Annotated in this window: 20 protein-coding genes and 2 tRNA genes; 10 read left to right on the forward strand and 12 right to left on the reverse strand. The window is 72.3% G+C overall.

Annotated elements, in window-relative coordinates; translation table 11 throughout:
- Positions 1-38: 38 nt before the first annotated feature.
- A complete protein-coding gene (locus ACVKXF_RS11185) occupies positions 39-2,546 on the forward strand; it encodes an ATP-binding cassette domain-containing protein (protein ID WP_456795748.1) in 2,508 nt (835 codons plus the stop codon).
- Positions 2,539-3,090 carry a nucleoside/nucleotide kinase family protein gene (locus ACVKXF_RS11190; protein ID WP_456795750.1) on the forward strand — a complete coding sequence of 184 codons (552 nt, stop codon included), beginning with the start codon at positions 2,539-2,541 and terminating at the stop codon, positions 3,088-3,090. The genes ACVKXF_RS11185 and ACVKXF_RS11190 overlap by 8 nt, the downstream gene beginning before the upstream one ends.
- On the opposite strand, the gene ACVKXF_RS11195 is transcribed toward ACVKXF_RS11190, so the two are convergent.
- A complete protein-coding gene (locus ACVKXF_RS11195; protein ID WP_456795752.1) occupies positions 3,038-4,483 on the reverse strand; it encodes an MFS transporter in 1,446 nt (481 codons plus the stop codon). The two genes, ACVKXF_RS11190 and ACVKXF_RS11195, sit on opposite strands and share 53 nt — an antisense overlap.
- A gap of 102 nt (positions 4,484-4,585) precedes the next feature.
- Between ACVKXF_RS11195 and ACVKXF_RS11200 the strand changes: the two genes are divergently transcribed.
- Together ACVKXF_RS11200 and ACVKXF_RS11205 are read left to right on the forward strand one after the other, a co-directional pair.
- On the forward strand, positions 4,586-6,022 hold the full coding sequence (locus ACVKXF_RS11200; RefSeq protein ID WP_456795754.1) for an LLM class flavin-dependent oxidoreductase: 1,437 nt from the start codon (positions 4,586-4,588) through the stop codon (positions 6,020-6,022).
- Entirely contained in the window at positions 6,019-7,284 is a 1,266-nt protein-coding gene (locus ACVKXF_RS11205) for an acyl-CoA dehydrogenase family protein (RefSeq protein WP_456795755.1), read from the forward strand. The genes ACVKXF_RS11200 and ACVKXF_RS11205 overlap by 4 nt, the downstream gene beginning before the upstream one ends.
- Positions 7,285-7,297: 13 nt before the next feature.
- Here ACVKXF_RS11205 and ACVKXF_RS11210 read toward each other — a convergent pair whose 3' ends face one another.
- The 5 genes from ACVKXF_RS11210 to ACVKXF_RS11230 form a co-directional block, all read right to left on the reverse strand.
- The gene (locus ACVKXF_RS11210) at positions 7,298-7,642 is read right to left on the reverse strand and encodes a metallopeptidase family protein (protein WP_456795886.1); all 345 of its coding nucleotides are present in this window, start codon (positions 7,640-7,642) and stop codon (positions 7,298-7,300) included.
- A gap of 92 nt (positions 7,643-7,734) precedes the next feature.
- Positions 7,735-7,810, reverse strand: a tRNA-His gene (locus ACVKXF_RS11215).
- Between the two features lie 75 nt (positions 7,811-7,885).
- Positions 7,886-8,524, reverse strand: coding sequence for an oligoribonuclease (gene orn, locus ACVKXF_RS11220; RefSeq protein WP_123313419.1), 639 nt, complete (start codon positions 8,522-8,524; stop codon positions 7,886-7,888).
- 671 nt (positions 8,525-9,195) lie between these two features.
- Positions 9,196-10,437 (reverse strand): MFS transporter, encoded by a 1,242-nt coding sequence (locus ACVKXF_RS11225; protein ID WP_456795757.1) that lies wholly within the window; start codon positions 10,435-10,437, stop codon positions 9,196-9,198.
- The gene (locus ACVKXF_RS11230; protein ID WP_123313421.1) at positions 10,434-10,913 is read right to left on the reverse strand and encodes a MarR family winged helix-turn-helix transcriptional regulator; all 480 of its coding nucleotides are present in this window, start codon (positions 10,911-10,913) and stop codon (positions 10,434-10,436) included. Before ACVKXF_RS11230 ends, ACVKXF_RS11225 begins: the two co-directional genes overlap by 4 nt.
- A 71-nt stretch (positions 10,914-10,984) precedes the next feature.
- On the opposite strand from ACVKXF_RS11230, the gene ACVKXF_RS11235 reads away from it, so the two are divergent.
- Together ACVKXF_RS11235 and ACVKXF_RS11240 are read left to right on the forward strand one after the other, a co-directional pair.
- Positions 10,985-11,275 carry an oligoribonuclease gene (locus ACVKXF_RS11235; RefSeq protein WP_123313422.1) on the forward strand — a complete coding sequence of 97 codons (291 nt, stop codon included), beginning with the start codon at positions 10,985-10,987 and terminating at the stop codon, positions 11,273-11,275.
- A 29-nt stretch (positions 11,276-11,304) separates the two neighbouring features.
- Positions 11,305-11,565, forward strand: coding sequence for a thioredoxin family protein (locus ACVKXF_RS11240; RefSeq protein ID WP_123313641.1), 261 nt, complete (start codon positions 11,305-11,307; stop codon positions 11,563-11,565).
- On the opposite strand, the gene ACVKXF_RS11245 is transcribed toward ACVKXF_RS11240, so the two are convergent.
- The 3 genes from ACVKXF_RS11245 to ACVKXF_RS11255 form a co-directional block, all read right to left on the reverse strand.
- Positions 11,509-13,074, reverse strand: a complete 1,566-nt coding sequence (locus tag ACVKXF_RS11245) for a DUF6716 putative glycosyltransferase (protein ID WP_456795758.1) — start codon at positions 13,072-13,074, stop codon at positions 11,509-11,511. The genes ACVKXF_RS11240 and ACVKXF_RS11245 overlap by 57 nt on opposite strands.
- Before the next feature lie 100 nt (positions 13,075-13,174).
- On the reverse strand, positions 13,175-14,047 hold the full coding sequence (locus ACVKXF_RS11250) for an N-acetylneuraminate synthase family protein (protein ID WP_123313424.1): 873 nt from the start codon (positions 14,045-14,047) through the stop codon (positions 13,175-13,177).
- Complete coding sequence (locus ACVKXF_RS11255) at positions 14,044-14,859, reverse strand: acylneuraminate cytidylyltransferase family protein (RefSeq protein WP_456795759.1); 816 nt, start codon at positions 14,857-14,859, stop codon at positions 14,044-14,046. Before ACVKXF_RS11255 ends, ACVKXF_RS11250 begins: the two co-directional genes overlap by 4 nt.
- Positions 14,860-14,971: 112 nt before the next feature.
- Here ACVKXF_RS11255 and ACVKXF_RS11260 point away from each other — a divergent pair.
- Positions 14,972-15,044: transfer RNA gene (locus ACVKXF_RS11260), tRNA-Arg, on the forward strand.
- Positions 15,045-15,119: 75 nt separating this feature from the next.
- Here the strand turns inward: ACVKXF_RS11260 and ACVKXF_RS11265 are convergent.
- Entirely contained in the window at positions 15,120-16,448 is a 1,329-nt protein-coding gene (locus ACVKXF_RS11265) for a hypothetical protein (RefSeq protein ID WP_456795761.1), read from the reverse strand.
- Positions 16,449-16,537: 89 nt separating this feature from the next.
- Entirely contained in the window at positions 16,538-16,804 is a 267-nt protein-coding gene (locus ACVKXF_RS11270) for a hypothetical protein (protein ID WP_222660154.1), read from the reverse strand.
- Between the two features lie 173 nt (positions 16,805-16,977).
- On the opposite strand from ACVKXF_RS11270, the gene msrA reads away from it, so the two are divergent.
- The 3 genes from msrA to ACVKXF_RS11285 all read left to right on the forward strand — a co-directional run bounded on the left by msrA (position 16,978) and on the right by ACVKXF_RS11285 (position 18,565).
- Positions 16,978-17,505 (forward strand): peptide-methionine (S)-S-oxide reductase MsrA, encoded by a 528-nt coding sequence (gene msrA / locus ACVKXF_RS11275; protein WP_222660156.1) that lies wholly within the window; start codon positions 16,978-16,980, stop codon positions 17,503-17,505.
- A 37-nt stretch (positions 17,506-17,542) separates the two neighbouring features.
- Complete coding sequence (locus ACVKXF_RS11280; protein WP_111086793.1) at positions 17,543-17,746, forward strand: methyltransferase; 204 nt, start codon at positions 17,543-17,545, stop codon at positions 17,744-17,746.
- A gap of 123 nt (positions 17,747-17,869) precedes the next feature.
- Positions 17,870-18,565, forward strand: coding sequence for a single-stranded DNA-binding protein (locus ACVKXF_RS11285; RefSeq protein WP_456795763.1), 696 nt, complete (start codon positions 17,870-17,872; stop codon positions 18,563-18,565).
- A gap of 23 nt (positions 18,566-18,588) precedes the next feature.
- Here the strand turns inward: ACVKXF_RS11285 and ACVKXF_RS11290 are convergent, their stop codons facing one another.
- The gene (locus ACVKXF_RS11290) at positions 18,589-19,314 is read right to left on the reverse strand and encodes a hypothetical protein (protein WP_456795764.1); all 726 of its coding nucleotides are present in this window, start codon (positions 19,312-19,314) and stop codon (positions 18,589-18,591) included.
- Positions 19,315-19,320: the final 6 nt, after the last annotated feature.

Below are 19,320 nucleotides of genomic sequence, written 5' to 3' on the forward strand. Positions count from 1 at the left end.
TGTCCGCTCCGTCGTCGACGTCCCCGGACGCCGTCGGCGTGCGCGCCGCACGCATCGCGTTCCGCGACTGGGGATGGCGCTACCCCGAACGCGCCGAGTGGGCCGTCCGCGGCGTCGACCTGAGCGTCGAGCCGGGGGAGCGGGTCGCGATCGTCGGACCGTCCGGCTCCGGCAAGTCGACGCTGCTCCGAGCGGTCGCCGCGGTCCTGCCCGACGAACCCGACGCCACCGACGACACGGCTGCCTCCGCGCACGGCTCGGTCCTGGTCGACGGTGCCGACCCCCGCGCGGTCCGCGGGCGTGTCGGCCTCGTCATGCAGGACCCCGAGGCGCACACCGTGATGTCGCGGATCGGTGACGACGTGGCGTTCGGCTGTGAGAACCTCGGCGTCCCGCGCGACGAGACCTGGGCGCGGGTGCGGTCGGCCCTCGAGGTCGTCGGGCTCGACCTGCCCCTCGACCGTTCCACCGCGATGCTGTCCGGCGGCCAGCGGCAACGGCTGGCGCTCGCCGGGGTACTCGCGATGCGTCCGGGAGCCCTCGTGCTCGACGAACCCTGCGCGAACCTCGACCCGGCCGGCGTGCTCCAGGTGCACGACGCCGTCCGGGCGCTGCTCGACGAGACCGGGGCGACCCTGCTCGTGGTGGAGCACCGGATCGGCACCTGGCTCGATCTGGTCGACCGGCTCGTGCTGCTCGCACCCGGCGGCGGAGTCGTCGCGGACGGCGCCCCGGCCGAGGTCCTCGCACGGCACGGCGCCGCGCTCACCGCGGCCGGGGTGTGGGTGCCCGGCGCCGAGCCCGGACGTGGTGCGGCCCGCGGGCGGCTTCGTGCCGCTGCGCGAGCGGGCGAAATGCCCCGGTCGGCCGCCGAGGGCACCGCGGCATTTCGCCCGCTCGGCGCGGGGGAGGGCGCCGGGGCGGGGGCGGGCGCGGCGCTGCTCGAGGCCCGGGACCTCGGGACCGCCCGCGGCAAGCGGCAGCGGGTGGGCAGCGGGATCGACCTCGAGCTCCGAGCCGGTCAGGTCGTGGCGGTCACGGGACCGAACGGCATCGGCAAGTCGACACTCGGCCTCACGCTCGCGGGGCTCCTGCCTCCGGCGGCGGGGGAGCTCTCGGCAACGACGGAACTCGCCGCCGGCCTCGACCCCGCACCGCACACCTGGTCGAGCCGCGAGCTGTCCGCCCGCATCGGCACCGTCTTCCAGGACCCCGAGCACCAGTTCGTCGCCCGCTCCGTCCGCGAGGAGGTCGAGGCCGGCCCCAGAGCGCTCGGCACACCGGACGCCGCGGACCGGGCGGACGCGGTCCTCGGCGAGTTCGGCCTCGCCCACCTCGCCGACGCCAACCCCTTCACGCTGTCCGGCGGCGAGCAGCGACGGCTCGCCATCGCCGCGGTGGTCGCCGCACGGCCGCCCGTCGTCGTGCTCGACGAACCGACCTCCGGGCAGGACCGCGCCACGTGGGACGCCGTCGTCCGGCACCTCGGAGTGCTCGCCGACGCCGGCACCACCACCATCGTCGCCGTCACGCACGACCGCGACCTGATCCGTGCACTCGACGCCGACGAGGTCGTGCTCGCGGCGGACGGAGCCCGGCGCGTGGAGGGCGACCAAGGGCACGTGGAACGCGACCAGGGGGGTGCGACGGCAACCACCCCGGAGACGGGGCCGACGACGACGGGCCGAACCGCGCCTCCAGACCGAAGAGACGCAACGACCGCGACCGACCCGCCGCACGCGACCGCGCCCGCGCCCGACCCGACCCGCGCGACCGCGACCGCCCCCGCGCCCGACCACCACCGCGGCGTCCGCGCCGTCCAACCGGTCGCCTCACTCGTCGGCGTCCTCGCACTCGGCGTGTGCCTCGTACTGAGCCTGGACGTCGTGTCCGCAGCCGTCGCACTCGCCCTCGAGCTCGCCCTGCTGCCGCTCCTGCGGCTGCCGGTGCGGACCCTGCTGCTGCGGGTGTCCCCGGTCCTGGTGGCCGTGCCGCTCACGGCGGTGAGCATCGCGCTGTACGGACGACCCTCCGGGCGGGAGTGGTTCGACTTCGGCTTCGCCCACGTCACCGACGGGTCGCTGACGCTCGCGCTGGCGACGGCACTGCGCGTGCTCGCGGTGGGGCTGCCCGCGGTCGCGTTGTTCGTGCGTGTCGACCCGACCGACCTGGCCGACGGGCTCGCGCAGGTGCTGCGACTGCCCGCGCGGTTCGTGCTCGGAGCGCTCGCGGCCATCCGGATGATGACGCTGCTCGTGGACGACTGGCGGCAGCTCGCGATGGCGCGGCGCGCTCGGGGGCTGGCCGACACCGGTCGGCTGCGACGTGGGGTATCGATGGCGTTCGCGCTGCTGGTCCTGGCACTGCGACGGGCGACGAGGTTGGCGGTGGCGATGGAGTCGCGTGGGTTCGGGGCTCCCGGACGACGGACGTGGGCGCGGGTCGCGCGGTTCGCGGGGCCGGAGTGGGCGATGGTCGCGGTGCTCGTCGGGATCGGCGTGGTGTCGATCACGGTCGCGGTGGCAGCGGGGACCTGGCGTGTCTGATGCGACGGAGGCGGCGGGTGGCGACGGTCTCGCCGCGGGTGTCGCCGCAGCCGCTGCCGGCGCCGCGGCAGCGTCGGGAGGGCGCCTCGTGGTGCTCGTCGACGGCCGCTCCGGCACCGGCAAGACGACCCTCGGCGACCAGCTCGCCCGGCTGCTGGGAGCGCAGGTCGTGCACCTCGACGACGTCTACCCGGGGTGGGACGGACTCCGCGCGGCGGCCGACGCCGTGGTCCGTGACGTGCTCGGCGCACCCAGCGGCTACCGCCGGTGGGACTGGGCGACCGACGGTCCTGCGGAGTGGACCGCCGTCGACCCCGACCTGCCGATCGTGATCGAGGGCTGTGGGGCGGTGTCCCGGGCGTCGGTGGCGCTCGCCTCGCTGGCGGTGTGGCTCGAGGCCGACGACGCAGTCCGCTGGGACCGGGCGATCGGCCGCGACGGCGACACGTTCGCGCGCGAGTGGGACCGGTGGGCGGCGCAGGAGCAGGACTTCATCGTCGCCGAGGACCCGGCGTCCCTGGCCGACGTGGTGCTGCGGACGTAGCGCTGCCGCCCGCGCCGCTGCCGCCCGCGCCGCCGCCGCCGCCCGCGCCGCCGCCGCCCGCGCCCGCGCCCGCACGCGCAGCGGGGTCCACCGCGAACACCGCCGCCACGATGGTCAGCACCGCGTACACCCCGAGGTACCCGCACAGGATCCACGGCGAGCCCCCACCGAGCTCCACGAACACCGCGGCCAGCAGCGGCGTCAGTCCCACCGAGAAGATCGACCCGATCTGGTACCCGAGCGACATCCCCGAGTACCGCCGCCCGGTCGGGAACTGCTCCGCGAACCAGGCTGCCTGCGGCCCGTAGATGCTGTCGTGGAACACGCACATCCCGATGAGCGCCACGAGCGGCAGCAGCACGAGCGGCCCGGCGTCGAGGAACGCGAAGAACGGCCAGATGAGCACCGCGATGCCCACTGCCGACCAGATCGTGAGCACGCGGCGACCCACCCGGTCGGAGAGCCAGCCCCAGAACGGCGTCGACACGAGCGACACCGCCGAGATCACGAGCACGGCCTGCAACCCCGCATCGGAGCCGGACGGTCCCCGCACGGCCGCGAGGTAGGTCAGCGAGTACGTCGTCAGGATCGAGTACAGCGCGGGCTGCACCAGGCGCAGTCCGGCCGTCACCAGGATCGCGCGCGGGTGGTGCCGGATCGCCTGCCAGACCGGGAACCGCTCGACCGCGCCGGAGGCCCGCAGCTCCTGGAACACCGGAGCGTCCTGCACGCCGAGCCGGATCACCAGGCCGACCGCCACGATCACCGCGGAGAACAGGAACGGCAGCCGCCACCCCCAGGCGAGGAACGCCTCGTTGCCGAGCAGCGAGCGCACCAGGGTGAACACGCCGGTCGCGAGCAGCATCCCGCCCGCCGACCCCATCTGCGTGAACGCCCCGAACAGCCCGCGGTGCCGCTCGGGCGCGTGCTCGACGGACAGGAGCGCCGACCCGCCCCACTCCGCGCCGGCCGCGACGCCCTGCAGCAGCCGCAGGAACACCAGCGCGACGACGGCACCGACACCGATGGTCGCTGCCGACGGCACGACACCGATCAGCGTCGACGCGATGCCCATCAGCACCAGGGACGCGACGAGCAGCTTCTTGCGTCCGATGCGGTCACCCAGGTGTCCGGCGATCACCCCGCCGAGCGGCCGCGCGACGAAGCCGACCCCGTAGGTCGCGAACGACGCGATCACGCCGACGGCGGGCGTCACCGACGGGAAGAACGTCGGCGCGAACACCAGGGCGGATGCCGTCGCGTACAGGTAGAAGTCGTAGTACTCGACCGTCGTGCCGACGAACGAGGCCAGGGCGACGCGACGGCGGGTCGCGGTGGTCGACGGTGCGGCGGGACGGCCGGGAGGCGCGGTGACGGTACTCGGGGTCGGCATGCCTCAGGAGCATGGTCGCCTCCAGGGCCGCGGGGAACACCGCGCGTAACGGAAGGTCACGTCGCTGTCGTCGGGCGGTGCCCGCCGACCACGATGGGACGCATGAGCGATGCACCGAACCGTCCGCTGCGCTTCGCGGCCTTCGTCATGAACACGACGTCGCACATCCAGCACGGCCTGTGGCGGCACCCGGACGCCCGCCAGGCCGACTTCGACGACGTGACGCTCTGGACCGACCTGGCCAAGACCCTCGAGCGCGGCAAGTTCGACGCCGTGTTCTTCGCCGACGTCGTCGGTACCTACGGTCCCGGCCGCGGCGACTACTCGACCAACCTGCGCGAGGGACTGCAGATCCCCTCGAACGACCCCTCGGTGCTGCTCTCCGCGCTCGCCGTGTCGACCGAGCACCTCGGCCTGGCGTTCACGTCGAGCGTCATCCAGGCGCACCCGTTCGACTTCGCCCGCAAGGTCTCCACGCTCGACCACATCACGCGGGGCCGCATCGGCTGGAACGTCGTCACGAGTGCGCTCGACAGCGCCGCCCGCAACTTCGGCGCCGACCGGCTCGAGGAGCACGACGAGCGCTACGTCTGGGCCGAGGAGTACCTGGAGGTCTGCGCGAAGCTCTGGGAGGGCTCGTGGGAGGACGGCGCCGTGCTGAAGGACCCGGTCCGCGGCTACGCCGACCCCGACAAGGTGCACCGCATCGACCACCACGGCACCCGCTACGACGTGCAGGGCCCGCACCTCAGCGCGCCCAGCCCGCAGCGCACGCCGGTGCTCTTCCAGGCCGGCTCCTCGCCCGCAGGTCGGGCCTTCGCGGCACGGAACGCCGAGGCCCAGTTCATCCTGACCTCGAACCGCGACGCCACCGAGCAGCTCATCCGCGAGACCCGTGACCTCGCCCAGGCAGCCGGGCGCCGGCGGGACGACATCGCGTTCTTCCTCGGCCTGACATTCGTCACCGGCTCGACCGAAGCCGAGGCGAAGGCCAAGGAAGCGGAGATCGACGAGTACCTGACGGCCGACGGCTTCCTGGTGCACTCGAACCTCGGCTTCGACCCGGACACCGGCGAAGCCCTCGATCCGGACACCCCGCTGTCCGAGGTCCGCACCCACGCCGGGCAGTCGCACCTGCAGTGGCTCCGTGAGGCCGCCGGCGACCGCGAACCCACGATCGCCGACCTCGCACGCCTGTCCGCGAAGCTCCGCGCCCGGGTCGTCGGCACGCCGGAGCAGATCGCCGACGAGCTCGCCGACTGGCAGCGGGTCGGCGTCGACGGGGTGAACGTCATCAACTGGACGCTGCCCGGTTCGTACGAGGAGTTCGTCGACCACATCGCCCCGACCCTGCAGGAGCGTGGCCTGATGCAGTCCGAGTACCGCGCGGGCACCCTGCGCGAGAAGCTCTTCGGGCACGCGCAGCTGCCGGACTCGCACCCCGCCCGGCAGTGGCGCGGCGCGTTCTCCGGTGGCGCGAGCGGCGCGACCGCGGCCCACCGGGACGACGCACCCCGTGCGGTGGAGGTGCCCGCATGACGGACGCGACGACGACCGACGGGCGCACGCCGGGCCTCCCGGCCGACCGCCTGGCCACGCTGCGGGCGCGCTTCGCACCGGTGTTCGCGACCATCCGCGAGGGCGCGGTCGAGCGCGAGCTCGCCTCCGGTGCTCCCGGCGACCGGCCGTTGCCGCACGCCGAGGTCCGCGCGCTGGCCGACGCGGGGTTCGGACGGTTGCGCGTGCCGGAGGACCGCGGCGGGTTCGGCGCGACCCTGGTCGAACTCGCGCACCTGGTGGCGGACCTGGCGGCGGCGGACTCGAACATCGCGCACCTGTGGCGGGGACACTTCGGGTACACCGAGCTCGTGCTGCTCCGGCCGAACTCCGAATCGCGCGACGAGTGGCTCGACCGGATCGTCGACGGAGCGATCATCGGGAACGCGACCTCGGAGCGGACCGGGACGACCCTGGCCGACATCTCGACGACGGTGACGCCGGCCGGTGACTCCCTCCGCCTCGACGGTCGGAAGTTCTACTCGACCGGCACGCTCTACGCGGACTGGATCTACCTGGCGGCGGACCGCGACGGGGAACGCGTGACGTTCGCCGTCGACGCCACCGCACTCGGCGTGACGAGCATCGACGACTGGGACGGCTTCGGGCAGCGGCTGACCGCGTCCGGCACCACCGTGTTCGACGGGGTGTCGGTCGACCCCGCTGTGGTGTCGGCGTACCGGGACGCCCCGCTCTCGCACATCCAGGCCTTCTACCAGCTGTACCTGCTGGCGGTCCTCGCGGGGATCGGTCAGGCGGTGTCCGACGACGCCGTGGCGTTCGTCCGACCACGGACCCGCACGTACATCCACGCGAACGCGGCCACGCCGGGGGAGGACCCGCAGGTCCTGGCGGTCCTCGGTCGGCTGTCGAGCGGGGCGTTCACCGCCCGGTCACTGGTCGCCGCCGCGGCGGGACTGCTCGACACCGTGGTGGCGACGAACGAACCCGGGGTCGGCGTGGACCGCGTGCTGCTCGACGCGGCCGAGAACGCCGTGTACCAGGCACAGGTCGAGATCGGGCCGCGGGTGCTGCGGTCGGCGTCCGAGCTGTTCGAGGTCGGCGGAGCCTCGGCGGCCGACCGCACCCGGGCGCTGGACCGGCACTGGCGGAACGCCCGCGTCGTGGCGTCGCACAACCCGGCGGTCTACAAGGAGCGGCTCGTGGGCGAGTACGCGCTGCACGGGCGGGGGCCGGTGGGTGCGTGGGAGAAGTACCACGAGGTGGGGCCGACGCGGTTCTGAGGGGCGGCGCCCGCTACGCCCAGCCGAGTTCGTGCAGGCGCTCGTCGTCGATGCCGTAGAAGTGCCCGATCTCGTGGACGAGCGTGGTGTGCACTTCGTCCTTGAGGTCTTCGAGGGTGTCGCACTCGGCCAGGTGCTGCTTCCGGAACACCACGATCCGGTCGGGCAGCTCGCCGAAGCCGTACTGCCCGCGCTCGGTGGCCGCGATGCCGTCGTACACGCCGAACAGCTCTTCGCCGTCCTCCGGTTCGTCCTCGACCACGAACACCACGTTGTCGAGGCCGTCGACCATCTCGTCGGGGAGCAGGTCGAGTTCGTCGGTCACGAGCTGCTCGAAGTCGTCGGCGGACATCTCCATCACGCAGGGATCGTCCCACACCGCGCTGACCACTCGCGGTACGACGAAGGCCCCGATCCAATGGACCGGGGCCTTCGTCTGTTCTTGAATACTGGGGTGAATAACGGGTCTCGAACCCGCGACCTCCTAGACCACAACCAGGCGCTCTACCAACTGAGCTATATCCACCATGCACACACCGGCGGACCGGCGCGACCACTCAATAGTAGTACATGCTGCGGGTGGTGCCGACCACCCGTGTCGTCACTCGGCTGCGGGCTGCGCCAGGCGCGGTTCCCACTTCTCGACGACCTCGGCCTGGACGGCGCGGACGTCCTCGGTGGTCGGGCCGGGTTCGGCGACGAAGCCGGCGCGGCGGTAGTACTCGAGCTCGCGGATCGACTCGAGGATGTCCGCGAGCGCGCGGTGCCCGCCGTGCTTCTCCGGCGAGTTGAAGTACACGCGCGGGAACCAGCGGCGGCAGAGCTCCTTGATGCTCGAGACGTCGACGCTCCGGTAGTGCAGGTGGCCGTCGACGCGGGGCATGTACTTGGACAGGAACGCCCGATCGGTGCCGATGGTGTTGCCGGCCAGGGGAGCGGTGCCCTCCGCCGGGACGTGCTCGAGGATGTACTCGAGCACCTGGTACTCGGCGTCCGCCAGGCTGACGCCGTTCGGGATCTCCTCGATGAGGCCCGACGTGACGTGCATGTTCGTCACGAACTCGTTCATGTTGTCGAGCGCGGACTGGTCGGGCTTGATCACGATGTCGAAGCCGGGGTGCACGGGCTCGAGGTCGAAGTCGGTGATGACCACGGCCACCTCGACGAGTTCGTCGACCTCGAGGTCGAGGCCGGTCATCTCGCAGTCGATCCAGACGAGGCGGTCATTCGCGGTTGCCATGTGCACGATCCTATTCCCGGCCCGCGTGCGCCCCGTGCGCAGCGGCGCAGCGGCGTCCGTCGAGCGCGCGAGCGGGCGAAATGCCGCGGTCGTGTGGCGGGGCGACCCGGGTGTTTCGCCCGCTCAGCAGGCCGCTCGACGCGGAGGCGCGCGGGGCGGTGGTGGTGACGGCCTGGAGGCCCGGCGCCGGTCCGCCGGGCGGGCGCCGGGCCTCCAGGCTGGTCGCGACCAGTGCGCCCACCGCGAGCGGGCGAAATGCCAGGCTTGCGTGGAGCGGCGACCCGGGTGTTTCGCCCGCTCGACGAGCGCGTGGCGCGCGGACGCACACCGGACGCGCCGAGGGTTCGCGGGGCGGTTGCGGTGACTGCCTGGAGGCCCGGAGCCGGTCCGCCGGGCGGGCGCCGGGCCTCCAGGATGGTCGCGACCAGTGCGCCCACCGCGAGTGGGCGAAATGCCGCGGTCGCGTCGGGTGGCACGCGGGTGTTTCGCCCGCTCGGCAGGGCGGGCAAGCGGGACGGCCGCTGCGCACCGCGAGCGGGCGAAATGGCGCGGTCGCGTGGCGCGGCACCCGGGTGTTTCGCCCGTTCGCGGAGAAGCGGGACCGGAAGCGGACGCGGGAGCGGGACCGGGACTGGAAGCGGGATCGGGACCGCCGGGGGTGAGGCTCGGGGCTAGGACATCTCTCCGGCGCCGATGGCCTCGGCCTCGACGCGCTCCGGCTCGGCACCGTCGTCCACGCGGCGCAGGACCTTCGTGGTGCAGAGGACGACGACGAACGCGACGGCGACCGACGCTCCGGCGAACACGTACGCGGCCGAGGGAGCGAACTCGTCGGCGAGCAGGGTCGCGACCGGCGGGGCGATGGCTCCGCCGATGAAGCGGACGGCCGAGTACGCGCTCGAGGCGACCGAGCGGGGCAGGTCCGTGGCCTCCATGACGCACTCGGTGAGCACCGTGTTCAGGACACCGAGGACGAGTCCGCCGACGATGACGCAGATGATGAGGCCGACCTGCGAGTCCACGACGACGGCCGCGGCGAACAGGTCGAGTGCCAGCAGGGGCAACGCGATCTTCAGCACGGTCGTCCGGCGGAGACGGGCGGTGAGCATCGGGGCGACCCAGACGGACGTGATCGCGAGACCGAGCCCCCACCCGAAGAACGTGAAGCCGATGCCGAGCGCGCCGAAGCCGAGCGGGAAGGGCGTGTAGGCGAGCAGGACGAAGAAGCCGATGTTGTAGAACAGCGCGGTCGCGGCGAGTGCGGCGAGCGCGGGACGGCCGAGGGCGCGGAACGGTGCCGAGAGCTTCGTCGGGGTGGGCTTCTCGAGGCTGCCGGTCTTCAGCAAGGCGACGATGGCGATGAACGCGACGGCCATCAGGGTGGTGACGCCGAAGAACGGACCGCGCCAGCTGACCGATCCGAGCAGGCCGCCGACGAGCGGACCGACGGCGATGCCGAGACCGAGTGCTGCCTCGTAGAGGATGATCGCCGAGGCGGTGCCACCCGATGCCGCACCGACGATGGTGGCCAGCGCGGTGGAGATGAAGAGCGCGTTGCCGAGGCCCCAGCCGGCGCGGAAGTCGATGATGCTCCACACGCTGTTCGACGTGGCGGCGAGGACCGAGAACACGACGATGAGAGCCAGACCGACGAGCAGGGTGCGCTTCGCGCCGATGCGGCTCGAGACCCAGCTGGTGAGGAACATCGCGACGCCGGTGACCGCCAGGTAGCTCGTGAACAGCAGTTCGGTCTGCGCCGGGGTCGCCTTGAGCGACGCAGCGATCGCGGGGAGGATCGGGTCGACGAGACCGATGCCCATGAAGGCGACGACGCAGGCGAACGCGATCGCCCAGACCGCCGACGACTGCTTGAGGATGGAGCCGGACTGGCCGGCAGGTGCGTGGGCGTTCACGCGGTGGTCTCCGTTCTGGTCGGTGCCGTCCCGGTGGACGACGTCGCGGGGGTGGTGGTGTTCGTGCGCTGTGCGATCAGGACGGCCGCGTGGTGCAGGACGTCCCAGTCGTCGTCGGTGAGGTCGGCGAACAGCGGGCCGACCGTGTCGGTGAGCGTGGCGCGCCAGGCGGTGAGTCGTGCGCGGCCCGCGTCGGTGATCTCGATGAGCTGCCCGCGGGAGTCGTCGGGGTCGACGCTGCGCGAGACCAGGCCGTCGGCGAGCATGCCGGTGACGAGCCGGGTCATCGTGGGCTGCGCCACGCGCGAGGCGACCGCGAGCTCACCCAGTCGGAGCGGCTCGTCGGACTCGAGGATGCCGAGCGTGCGCCAGACCGCTGCCGACGTGGTGTTGCCCGTCGACTGCACGGCGCTGCGGATCAGGCGGTTGACGGAGACGAGGAGCGTCTCGATCGTCTGCGCACGCGTTGTTTCCATAGCTGAACTATATAGCTGTGCTATGCAATGCGCAACAGACCGCGTCCGGCACCGCCTGGTAGAAGGGACGCATGAGCGACATCACCATCCACGAAGGCGACGAGTACACCGCGATCTTCCACGGCGGCCCCTTCGACGGCACGACCGACACCCGCACCGCGACGAGCGACGCGCTGGACGACGAGGTCACGGTGTTCGCCGACGTCGAGGGCCTGCAGACGGCCTTCACCTACCGCGCGACCAAGTCGCGGCAGGTCCTCGACCAGATCTCCGTCGAGTTCACCTACGAGCCGGGTGAGTCCGACCCGGTGGACGACCTGGCCGACCGCGGCGACCGCAGCGGCGAGTTCGACCGGGAGTAGAACCCCACGCCGCCGTGTTGCAGGGTCACATGCAGCTCGACCTCTGGACGTCCGCCTTCTGTGCGCCGTGCGCCGCCGCCCGCCGGGTGTCGGCCGAGGCGTCGGCACTCGTCCCCGGGCTCGCCGTGACCGAACGTGACGTGGCGTCGTACCCCGACGACGCGGAGGACCTCGGCATCCGTTCCACGCCCACGATCATCGTGCGGCGGGAGGACGGAGCCGAGGTCTTCCGTTCACCCGGGGTCCCCACCCGAGACCAACTGCTGCTGGCGATCGCCAAGGCCCTCTGAACGACCGCTCGTCGCGCTGCCGGCGCTCGTCGCGCTGCCGGCGCTCGCCGCGCCGACCGAGCCCGCCGCGCGCTGCGACGTCGGCGCCGCCACCACGACCGGCTCCGGCGGGTCGACCAGCGCCATCGCCTTCCGCGCCAGCCGCTTTACCGTGCGGATCGGGGCCCCGATCGCGAGTGCGAGCCAGCCGAGCGCCGAGCGGTCTGCGCCGCCGAGGGCGTTCTTCCGCTCCCAGGCCCGGCGCAGCACTCCGCCCCGGCTGCGGCGTGCGGGTTCGCGGTCGACGAGCGTCCCGGCGTCCCGCCGTGCCATGAGCTCGGTCAGCCGCTGCTGCCAGTCGTTCTCCGAGGCCGGGTGGAAGTAGTTGTCCCGCATCCAGCTCGGTCGGACCGTGCCGAACCGGCCGTCCACCAGGTCGACCGAGTCGCCCTCGAGGCCGCTCGACACGAACACCTCGTTGATCAGGTGCCGTCCGATGCCGAAGTCCGTGAGCGTCAGTGCGGGCACACCGCGGGCGGCCGCTTCGAGCACCGCTGTCGAGCTGATCGTCACGAGGGCCACCGCACGGTCGAGGTGCTCGGCCATCGGCCCGCTCTCGACCACCAGGTTCGCCGGGGCGTCTGCCGGCACGAGGTCGGGGTAGGGGTGTTCCTCGCGGTGCGTCTGGTGTTCGCCGGCGGCCGCGCGGGTCTTGATCACGACGCGCCACTCCGGGTGCTGCCGTGCGGTGGCGACGAGCCACTGCACCACGAGGGCGCGGTCGGCGCGCTCCAGCGGGACACTCGGCTGGGCGGCGAAGACGACGGAGTCACGGACGGACGCGCTCTCGCTGGCGGTCGCGGTCGCGCCGGTTCTGGCGGTCGCGGTCGCGCTCGCGCTCGCGCCGGCGGTCGCGCTCCGCGCGAAGGGCAGCGTGGCGAGCGCGAAGTGCGGCTGCACCCCGCCCTCGCGCGCCATCTCGTCGTACGCCCGGACCTCACGGTGGCTGTGCAGCACGAACAGGTCGGCTCGGGCGCGGAAGAAGATGCCCTTCCACTTCGCCGGGAACGAGATCCCCGGCAGTCCCGACACCAGCACCGGCCGGTCCGGGATCCGCCGGTGCACCTCGTCGATGACGAGTTCGGCGACGGGGCCGATCAACGACACGAGGACGGCGTCCGGCGGGTCGACGCGGAGCTCCTCGACGACGGCGTCGACGTCCTTCGGTGCCGGGGGATCGTGGCGCAGGTGGGCGAGCCGCCGGTCCAGTCCGCGGAACGCCGACCGCAGCTGTTCCGGACTCGCAGACCGCGGGGTCGCCACGGTGCGCAGCTCCAGGTCCCAGTCGGCCGGGGCCGTCGCCAGCAGGTGCGCGCCCCACTTCGCGAACGAATCGGTGTCGACCAGGCCGACCACGCGTCGGACGCGTGGTGACGCGTCGGACGGGAGGCGCGCCTCCCGTCCGCTGCTCGGCGCACCCCCGTCAGCCGGCGCGTCCAGGGCGTGGGTCCCGTCGACCGGGCCGCTCACGTGCAGCGCTCCACCCGCGCGACCTCCGGTCACGCGCCGACGCGGCGCAGCTTCGCGAGCGGTGCCTGCTCGCCGGCGGTTGGATGGGGACTGCATCCGCTCACGCGCCGACGCGGCGCAGCTTCGCGAGCGGTGCCTGCTCGCCGGGGAAGATCCTCTTGACGCCGTCGCCGAGTGCCGTCTCGATGATGCGGATGTCCCGCGCCAGGGTCTTCAGGCCGTGCGGCTCGAGCGAGGCCGCGTGGTCCGAGCCCCACATGGTGCGGTCGAGCGTGATGTGGCGTTCGACCGCGGTCGCGCCGAGGGCCACGGCGGCGATCGAGATCTGCAGGCCCGGTTCGTGGCCGGAGTACCCGACCGGCACGCCCGAGTAGCGGTGGGCGAGGGTGTCGATCATGCGGAGGTTCGCCTCCTCGGCGGGGAGCGGGTACGTCGACGTGGCGTGCATGAGCACGAGGCGGTCGGTGCCGAGGGCGTCGACGGCGGCGTCGATCTGCTCGAGGGTCGACATGCCCGTCGACAGGATGACGGGCTTGCCGGTCGCGGCGACGGCGGCGAGCATCCCGAGGTCGGTCACCGATGCCGAGGCGATCTTGTACGCGACGACGTTGAGGTCCTCGAGGAAGTCCACGGATGGCTCGTCCCACGGTGAGGCGAACCAGTCGAGACCACGGAGGGTCGCGTGGTCGCCGATCTCGATGTACTGGTCGCGGTCGAACTCGACGCGGTAGCGGTACTCGAGGTAGGTCATCTCGCCCCACGGGGTGCTGCGGGGCGTGTTCTTCATGTGCTCCGGGGTGGCGATGGCCGGGGTGCGCTTCTGGAACTTCACGGCCTGCAGCCCGGCGTCGGCTGCGACGTCGATGAGCTGCTTGGCGATGTCGACGTCCCCGTTGTGGTTGAGGCCGATCTCGCCGATGAGGTACGCGGGGTGGCCAGCGCCGATCGTGGACGTGCCGATGGTGACGGTCATGGTGCTCCGTTCAGTGCGGGGGCTGCCCGCGTCGGGGATGGGTCGTGGTCCTGGGTCTGGGGAGCGACGGCACCGGCCGTGGCGTCGGCCGTGATGTCGGCCGCGACTTCGGACCTGGCTTCGGCCGTGGCGTCGGCCGCGGCTTCGGCCGCGATCAGGTCCGTCTCGTCGTCGATGTCGATCGCGCCGGCGGTGTCGACGGCGATGAGTTCGACGCGGCCGTGGAAGCGGTGCCGGTGCTGCCGGAAGCCATCGGTCCGCATGACGTACGAGGCGCCGGTCTCGCGGTACTCGGCCGCGCGGTCCTGGCGACGCGGACGGGTGGCGGCGTCGTGGTTCACGGCGACGGCTGAACCGTCCGCGGCGACGCGCCACAGGAACGCGTGCGACGGCGCTGCGGCGAACACGACGTCGGCGTGCCCCTCCGAGACGCGCCGGATCGCCGTGTCGAGGTCATCCGGGTCGATGAACGGCGAGGTCGCCTGCAGGAACACCAGGACCTCGGGCAGTCCGGTGCCCGCGGCCTCGAGTTCGTCGAGCACGTGGAGCAGCGCGGACTCCGACGACGCCTCGTCGCCCGCGAGGTCGGCCGGCCGTCGGACCACGTCGGCGCCGGCTGCTCGTGCCTCCGCCGCGATGGCGTCGCCGTCGGTCGTGACGATCACGGCGTCGATCAGTGCCGCGCTCCGCGCCGACTCCACGGCCCGGCGGACGAGCGACCGGCCGGCGACCGTCCGCAGGTTCTTGCCCGGGATGCCCTTCGAGCCGGCGCGCGCGGGGACGACGGCGAGGACGGTGGGAGAGGAGTGCATCTCCCGGACGGTACGAAGTGCGGGTGTCCCGGAGGCGAACTGCGAGCAGACGCGGGCCGAACCGTTCCGGAACCGCTCGACCGGCGGGTCCCGGTTAGAATCGACGTCGCTCGCCTCCGTAGCTCAGTGGATAGAGCAGGTGGTTTCTACCCACCGTGCCGCGGGTTCGATTCCTGCCGGGGGCACGACGCGAACGGGCCGCCATCCGATCGGATGGCGGCCCGTTGCTCGTTCGAGCGGGTGCTGGGTGTCCTGGCCCGTTACTCGTCGTCGTCCGCTGCGCGGCGGCGGAGTTCGGCGGCACTGATCGGCTGCGTGTACGGCGCCTCGGACGTCTCGTTCGCGTCGGTCGGTTCCGCCGGGGCCTGGGTGATGCGGGTCGGGATGGACGTCGTGTTCGTCGTGCCCGGGGTCTCGACCTTCGGGGCCGGGGCGGACGCCGGGGCAGCCGGGGACGACGGAGCAGCCGGTGACGCCTGGGTCGTCGGCACGTCGTTGGCGGGGGTCCGGTTGACGTGCGCGTCGGCCGAGGTCGGCGTCGGCGTCACCACGGCGGACGACGCGGGACGGTCGGTGCTGCGGGCCGGGGTCACCCGGTCGGAGTCGCCGAACGCCTGGGTGACGGCGTCGTCGTCCACGACCTCGGTGTCGTCGGTCCCGCGGGTCGGGGTCGAGCGTGCGGGTGACGTGGGGGTGCCGAGTGCCGGGCGTACCGGGGGCGCGGTGTCGTCGCCGTAGACGCGGGTGGTGTTCTCGCCGTAGGAGCGGGTGGCGTTGGCGTCCGACCCACCGCGCTTCACCGAGAACCCGGGTCCTGCCGCGGGAGCTGCGGGAGTGGAGGCGGCGGAGGCAGCGGGCGCTGCGGGGGCTGCACCGCCGGGGGTCGACCCGGCGTTGGCCGGGGTCGACGGTGCGGAGGTGGGAGCTCCTGCTGCTCGCTGCGCCGGACGCAGGGACGTCGTCGTCGGCGTGGGGCGCTCGACGGGAGCCGCCGGCGCGGGAGCCGCCGGGGTCGGGCTCTGCGGCCGGGCGGTGCCGTTCTGGTCGGCGTTCCAGTCCTGCTGGCGCTTGATCAGGTCGGCATCGGGGTCGGGGGACTCGAACTTCCAGCGCTCAAGGTCGGCCTTGAAGAGCTTGCGGGCGCGGCCCGGGCGGGCCTGCCATTCGAGCAGGCGGTCGCGGAACTCGGCGAGCGACTGGTCGGCCTGGAAGCTGAAGGTCGACGAGTTCTTCTTGATGTCGGCGATCTCGTGCTGCGCCCAGCTGGCGGCGAGGGGCGCACCCTGCACGGGGAGCAGCCGGAGCCGGATGTCGGCGTCCTCTGCCAGGTGGTCCGCGTACCCGCGTTCGTCGTGCCCGAGCGAACCCCAGGCAGCGGCCTTGCGCGCCGCGGAGATGATCGCCGCGACGGCGGCGTTCTTCGACTCACGCTCCTGCAGGGCGACGACCCGCTTGGTCGCACCCCGTCCGATGAGCGCCGCGATCACGCCGGCGACGACGATGGCGACGAAGGGGATCACGGCACCCGAGATCACCCGCCACCCGTCGTCGGACGCAGTCCAGTCGGTCAGGTCGTTCCACCAGTCCATGCGCGCACCATACTCACGAAACGGTCAGGCCCTGGGGAGGACGAACGGCGTTCCGCACATCCGACCCCAGATGATTCCAATCTGGAACATCATGACCAGCGGAGGCAGTCCACGGCGTCGTCGGCGGACCACACGTTCGGCAGTTCGACGAACCGACGCTCGGTGGCGACGTAGCGACGGGCGCGGTAGGCGGTGTCACCGGCGACGTCGATGCGGTCCACGTACCCGACGATCTCGCCGTTGGCGCGGGTCACACGGCTCAGGTCGTCGCGGACGTCGAGGATGCGGTAGTCGCCGCGCGACCGGGAGAGCGGGACGGAGCGGATCCGCAGTGCGGGTTCGGTCGTGGTCTGCATCGTGGCCTCCTGGTCGGTGTGGTCCCGACGCTACGGGCCACCACCGACACGCCGGGGCTCTGCCGAGGCATCGTGGACGGTGGGACGGACGCAGCGCGCTGTGGAGGGGATGTCCCCGGTGCGGGCCGTCCGCAGCCGGTCCGCTGCCGGACTCCGGGAGGTAGGTTGTGGCCATGACCACGTTCGTGCTCGCAGGTGGATGTTTCTGGTGTCTCGACGCCGTGTACCGCACGCTCCAGGGCGTGCAGGACGTGGAGTCCGGCTACATCGGCGGTCGGGTGGAGAACCCCTCGTACGAGCTGGTGTGCACCGGGTCGACCGGTCACGCCGAGGCCGTCGCGGTCACGTTCGACGAGACGGTGATCCCGGCCGACGTGATCCTCGACGTCTTCTTCACGCTGCACGACCCGCGGCAGCTGAACCGGCAGGGCGCCGACGTCGGCACGCAGTACCGGTCGGCGATGTTCCCGGCGGACGACGCGCAGCGCGTGCTGTTCGAGCAGGCGATCGCGCGCGCATCCGAGATCTGGGACGGCGGCATCGTCACCACGATCGAACCGCTCACGACGTTCTACCCGGCGGAGGAGTACCACCAGGACTTCTTCGCGAAGAACCCCGGCCAGGGCTACTGCCTCGCAGTCGCGCTGCCCAAGGTGAACAAGGTCCGCAAGGCCTACAGTCAGTACATCCTGGCGTCCTGATCCTCGGGCGTCGGGGCCACGAGGAGGTGGTCGAACGATGACGAACAACACCGGGACCTGGGTCGCGATCGGTCCGGCAGGTGCGGTGGGCAGCATCCACCGTGCCGCGGACGGCTTCCAGGTCGAACTCTACGGACGAGGGCGCACCGGCGGGCTCTACCCGTCGCTCGAGTCCGCGAAGGGCGCGGTCCACGCCGCGCTCGGGCCGCTCGCGGCGCGGCCCGAGTTCCGAGCGCACTAGCGGTCCAGGGCCGGACAGGAGGCCCGGGGGACTCGTCCTCCACAGGTCGCCTGATCGGGTCCACACGCCACAGATCGAGCCCGGGGCTGCTTCGGCAGCCCCGGGCTCGATGACGATCGACGCATGAACGACATCATCACCGTCTGCGGAATCGTCGCCACGGAACCCCGTCACCTCGTCACCGAGACCGGCATCGCCATCACGAGCCTGCGCCTCGCCTCACCGTCACGCCGATGGGACCGGGCCAGCGCCGCCTGGGTCAACGGTGCGACCAACTGGTACACCGTCACCGCGTTCCGCTCCCTCGCGTCGAACGTGTTCAAGTCCCTGAAGAAGGGCGACCGCATCGTCGTGTCCGGCCGTGTCCGGATCCGCACCTGGGAGCGCGACGGTCGCGGTGGCACGTCCGTCGAGATCGACGCCGACGGCATCGGGCACGACCTGGCGTGGGGCATCAGCAACTGGGTCCGGGTGCCGCGGCAGGTGAACGACACGTCGTCCGGGCACGGCGGGGTGCGGGGCGTCGACCCTCGGACCGGCGAGGTGCACGGCGGCGGCCTGGTCGCTGCTCCGGCGCTCGACGGCCCGAGGCACGAGCACGACACCGAGCACGAGGCCGGTGCCGGTGCCGGTGCCGACCGCGAGGACGAGGACGGGGTCGAGCCAGGGACCGACCAGGGGAACGACGCCGGGATCGACCACGGACTCGACGACGCCGACCCGGTCGGGCCGTCGGAGCGCATGCTCGAACAGGACGGTGCCGCGTTCGACCCCGAATCAGCGGACGACGACGGACCCCTCACGGGGGTCGCCGCGTGAACCCGGTCAGACGCGCCGGACGGTCACCACTTCTGCGCGATCATCGCGATGCCGGACACCTGCGCGGTGTCCCAGTTTCCACCGCGCGGCAGCCCGGCGACCCGGCCGTCGATCTTGAAGCTCGCGCCCTGGATCCGTGGCTTGTTCGTCTGCGTCGCCTTCAGCCCGTGGAACGAGAAGCTCGTGTCCCACTTGCCGTTCAGCCCGATCTGGCCCTTGCGGTCGCCGACGGTGATGCGCGTGTTCTGCACGGTCGAGTGCACGACGTCACCGTTCAGGCGGGCGTTCGCCTCGGCGTTGAAGAACAGCCGGCCGTCCAGGTTGAGCTTGAGGGTGCCGATCGTCTTGTGGTTCACGATCATCGTCGCGACGTCGTTCTTGTACCAGCGCATCCCGATCGGCGTGAGCTTGTTCGTCGCCGGACCGAGGTAGCCGTAGGTGAACTTGCCGTTCTGCACGCGCTCCCAGATGTAGCGCGGCTTGCCCTTGCTCTCGGGGGACCCCTTGTCCGACTGGATGCCGAACGAGTAGGCGTTGTTGTGGGCGTCGTGGACGTTGATGTACGACGAGTACCCCGTGCCGGACCCGCTGGCGCTGATGCTCGCCGTGTAGAGCAGGTAGGGGTCGCCCTTCGGGACGGCTCCGGCGGCCGATGCCGGCGCGGCCGGAGCGACGAGGGCGACGGTGAGCGCGATCGCTCCGACGAAGGGGAGCGCGAGTCGGCGCAGTCGTGTGGCGTGCCTGGTCATGGTTGT

The sequence above is a fragment of the Curtobacterium sp. PvP017 genome, assembly GCF_054060195.1.

What these genes read in the sequence shown, in the direction of transcription:
- ACVKXF_RS11205 (WP_456795755.1), top strand. Translation starts at nt 6,019, where the DNA reads ATGACGGACGCGACGACGACCGACGGGCGCACGCCGGGCCTCCCGGCC.
- ACVKXF_RS11255 (WP_456795759.1), bottom strand. Translation starts at nt 14,859, where the DNA reads ATGCACTCCTCTCCCACCGTCCTCGCCGTCGTCCCCGCGCGCGCCGGC.
- ACVKXF_RS11240 (WP_123313641.1), top strand. Translation starts at nt 11,305, where the DNA reads ATGCAGCTCGACCTCTGGACGTCCGCCTTCTGTGCGCCGTGCGCCGCC.
- ACVKXF_RS11270 (WP_222660154.1), bottom strand. Translation starts at nt 16,804, where the DNA reads ATGCAGACCACGACCGAACCCGCACTGCGGATCCGCTCCGTCCCGCTC.
- orn (WP_123313419.1), bottom strand. Translation starts at nt 8,524, where the DNA reads ATGGCAACCGCGAATGACCGCCTCGTCTGGATCGACTGCGAGATGACC.
- ACVKXF_RS11280 (WP_111086793.1), top strand. Translation starts at nt 17,543, where the DNA reads ATGACGAACAACACCGGGACCTGGGTCGCGATCGGTCCGGCAGGTGCG.
- msrA (WP_222660156.1), top strand. Translation starts at nt 16,978, where the DNA reads ATGACCACGTTCGTGCTCGCAGGTGGATGTTTCTGGTGTCTCGACGCC.
- ACVKXF_RS11235 (WP_123313422.1), top strand. Translation starts at nt 10,985, where the DNA reads ATGAGCGACATCACCATCCACGAAGGCGACGAGTACACCGCGATCTTC.
- ACVKXF_RS11250 (WP_123313424.1), bottom strand. Translation starts at nt 14,047, where the DNA reads ATGACCGTCACCATCGGCACGTCCACGATCGGCGCTGGCCACCCCGCG.
- ACVKXF_RS11195 (WP_456795752.1), bottom strand. Translation starts at nt 4,483, where the DNA reads ATGCCGACCCCGAGTACCGTCACCGCGCCTCCCGGCCGTCCCGCCGCA.
- ACVKXF_RS11210 (WP_456795886.1), bottom strand. Translation starts at nt 7,642, where the DNA reads ATGGAGATGTCCGCCGACGACTTCGAGCAGCTCGTGACCGACGAACTC.
- ACVKXF_RS11290 (WP_456795764.1), bottom strand. Translation starts at nt 19,314, where the DNA reads ATGACCAGGCACGCCACACGACTGCGCCGACTCGCGCTCCCCTTCGTC.
- ACVKXF_RS11230 (WP_123313421.1), bottom strand. Translation starts at nt 10,913, where the DNA reads ATGGAAACAACGCGTGCGCAGACGATCGAGACGCTCCTCGTCTCCGTC.
- ACVKXF_RS11265 (WP_456795761.1), bottom strand. Translation starts at nt 16,448, where the DNA reads ATGGACTGGTGGAACGACCTGACCGACTGGACTGCGTCCGACGACGGG.
- ACVKXF_RS11200 (WP_456795754.1), top strand. Translation starts at nt 4,586, where the DNA reads ATGAGCGATGCACCGAACCGTCCGCTGCGCTTCGCGGCCTTCGTCATG.
- ACVKXF_RS11285 (WP_456795763.1), top strand. Translation starts at nt 17,870, where the DNA reads ATGAACGACATCATCACCGTCTGCGGAATCGTCGCCACGGAACCCCGT.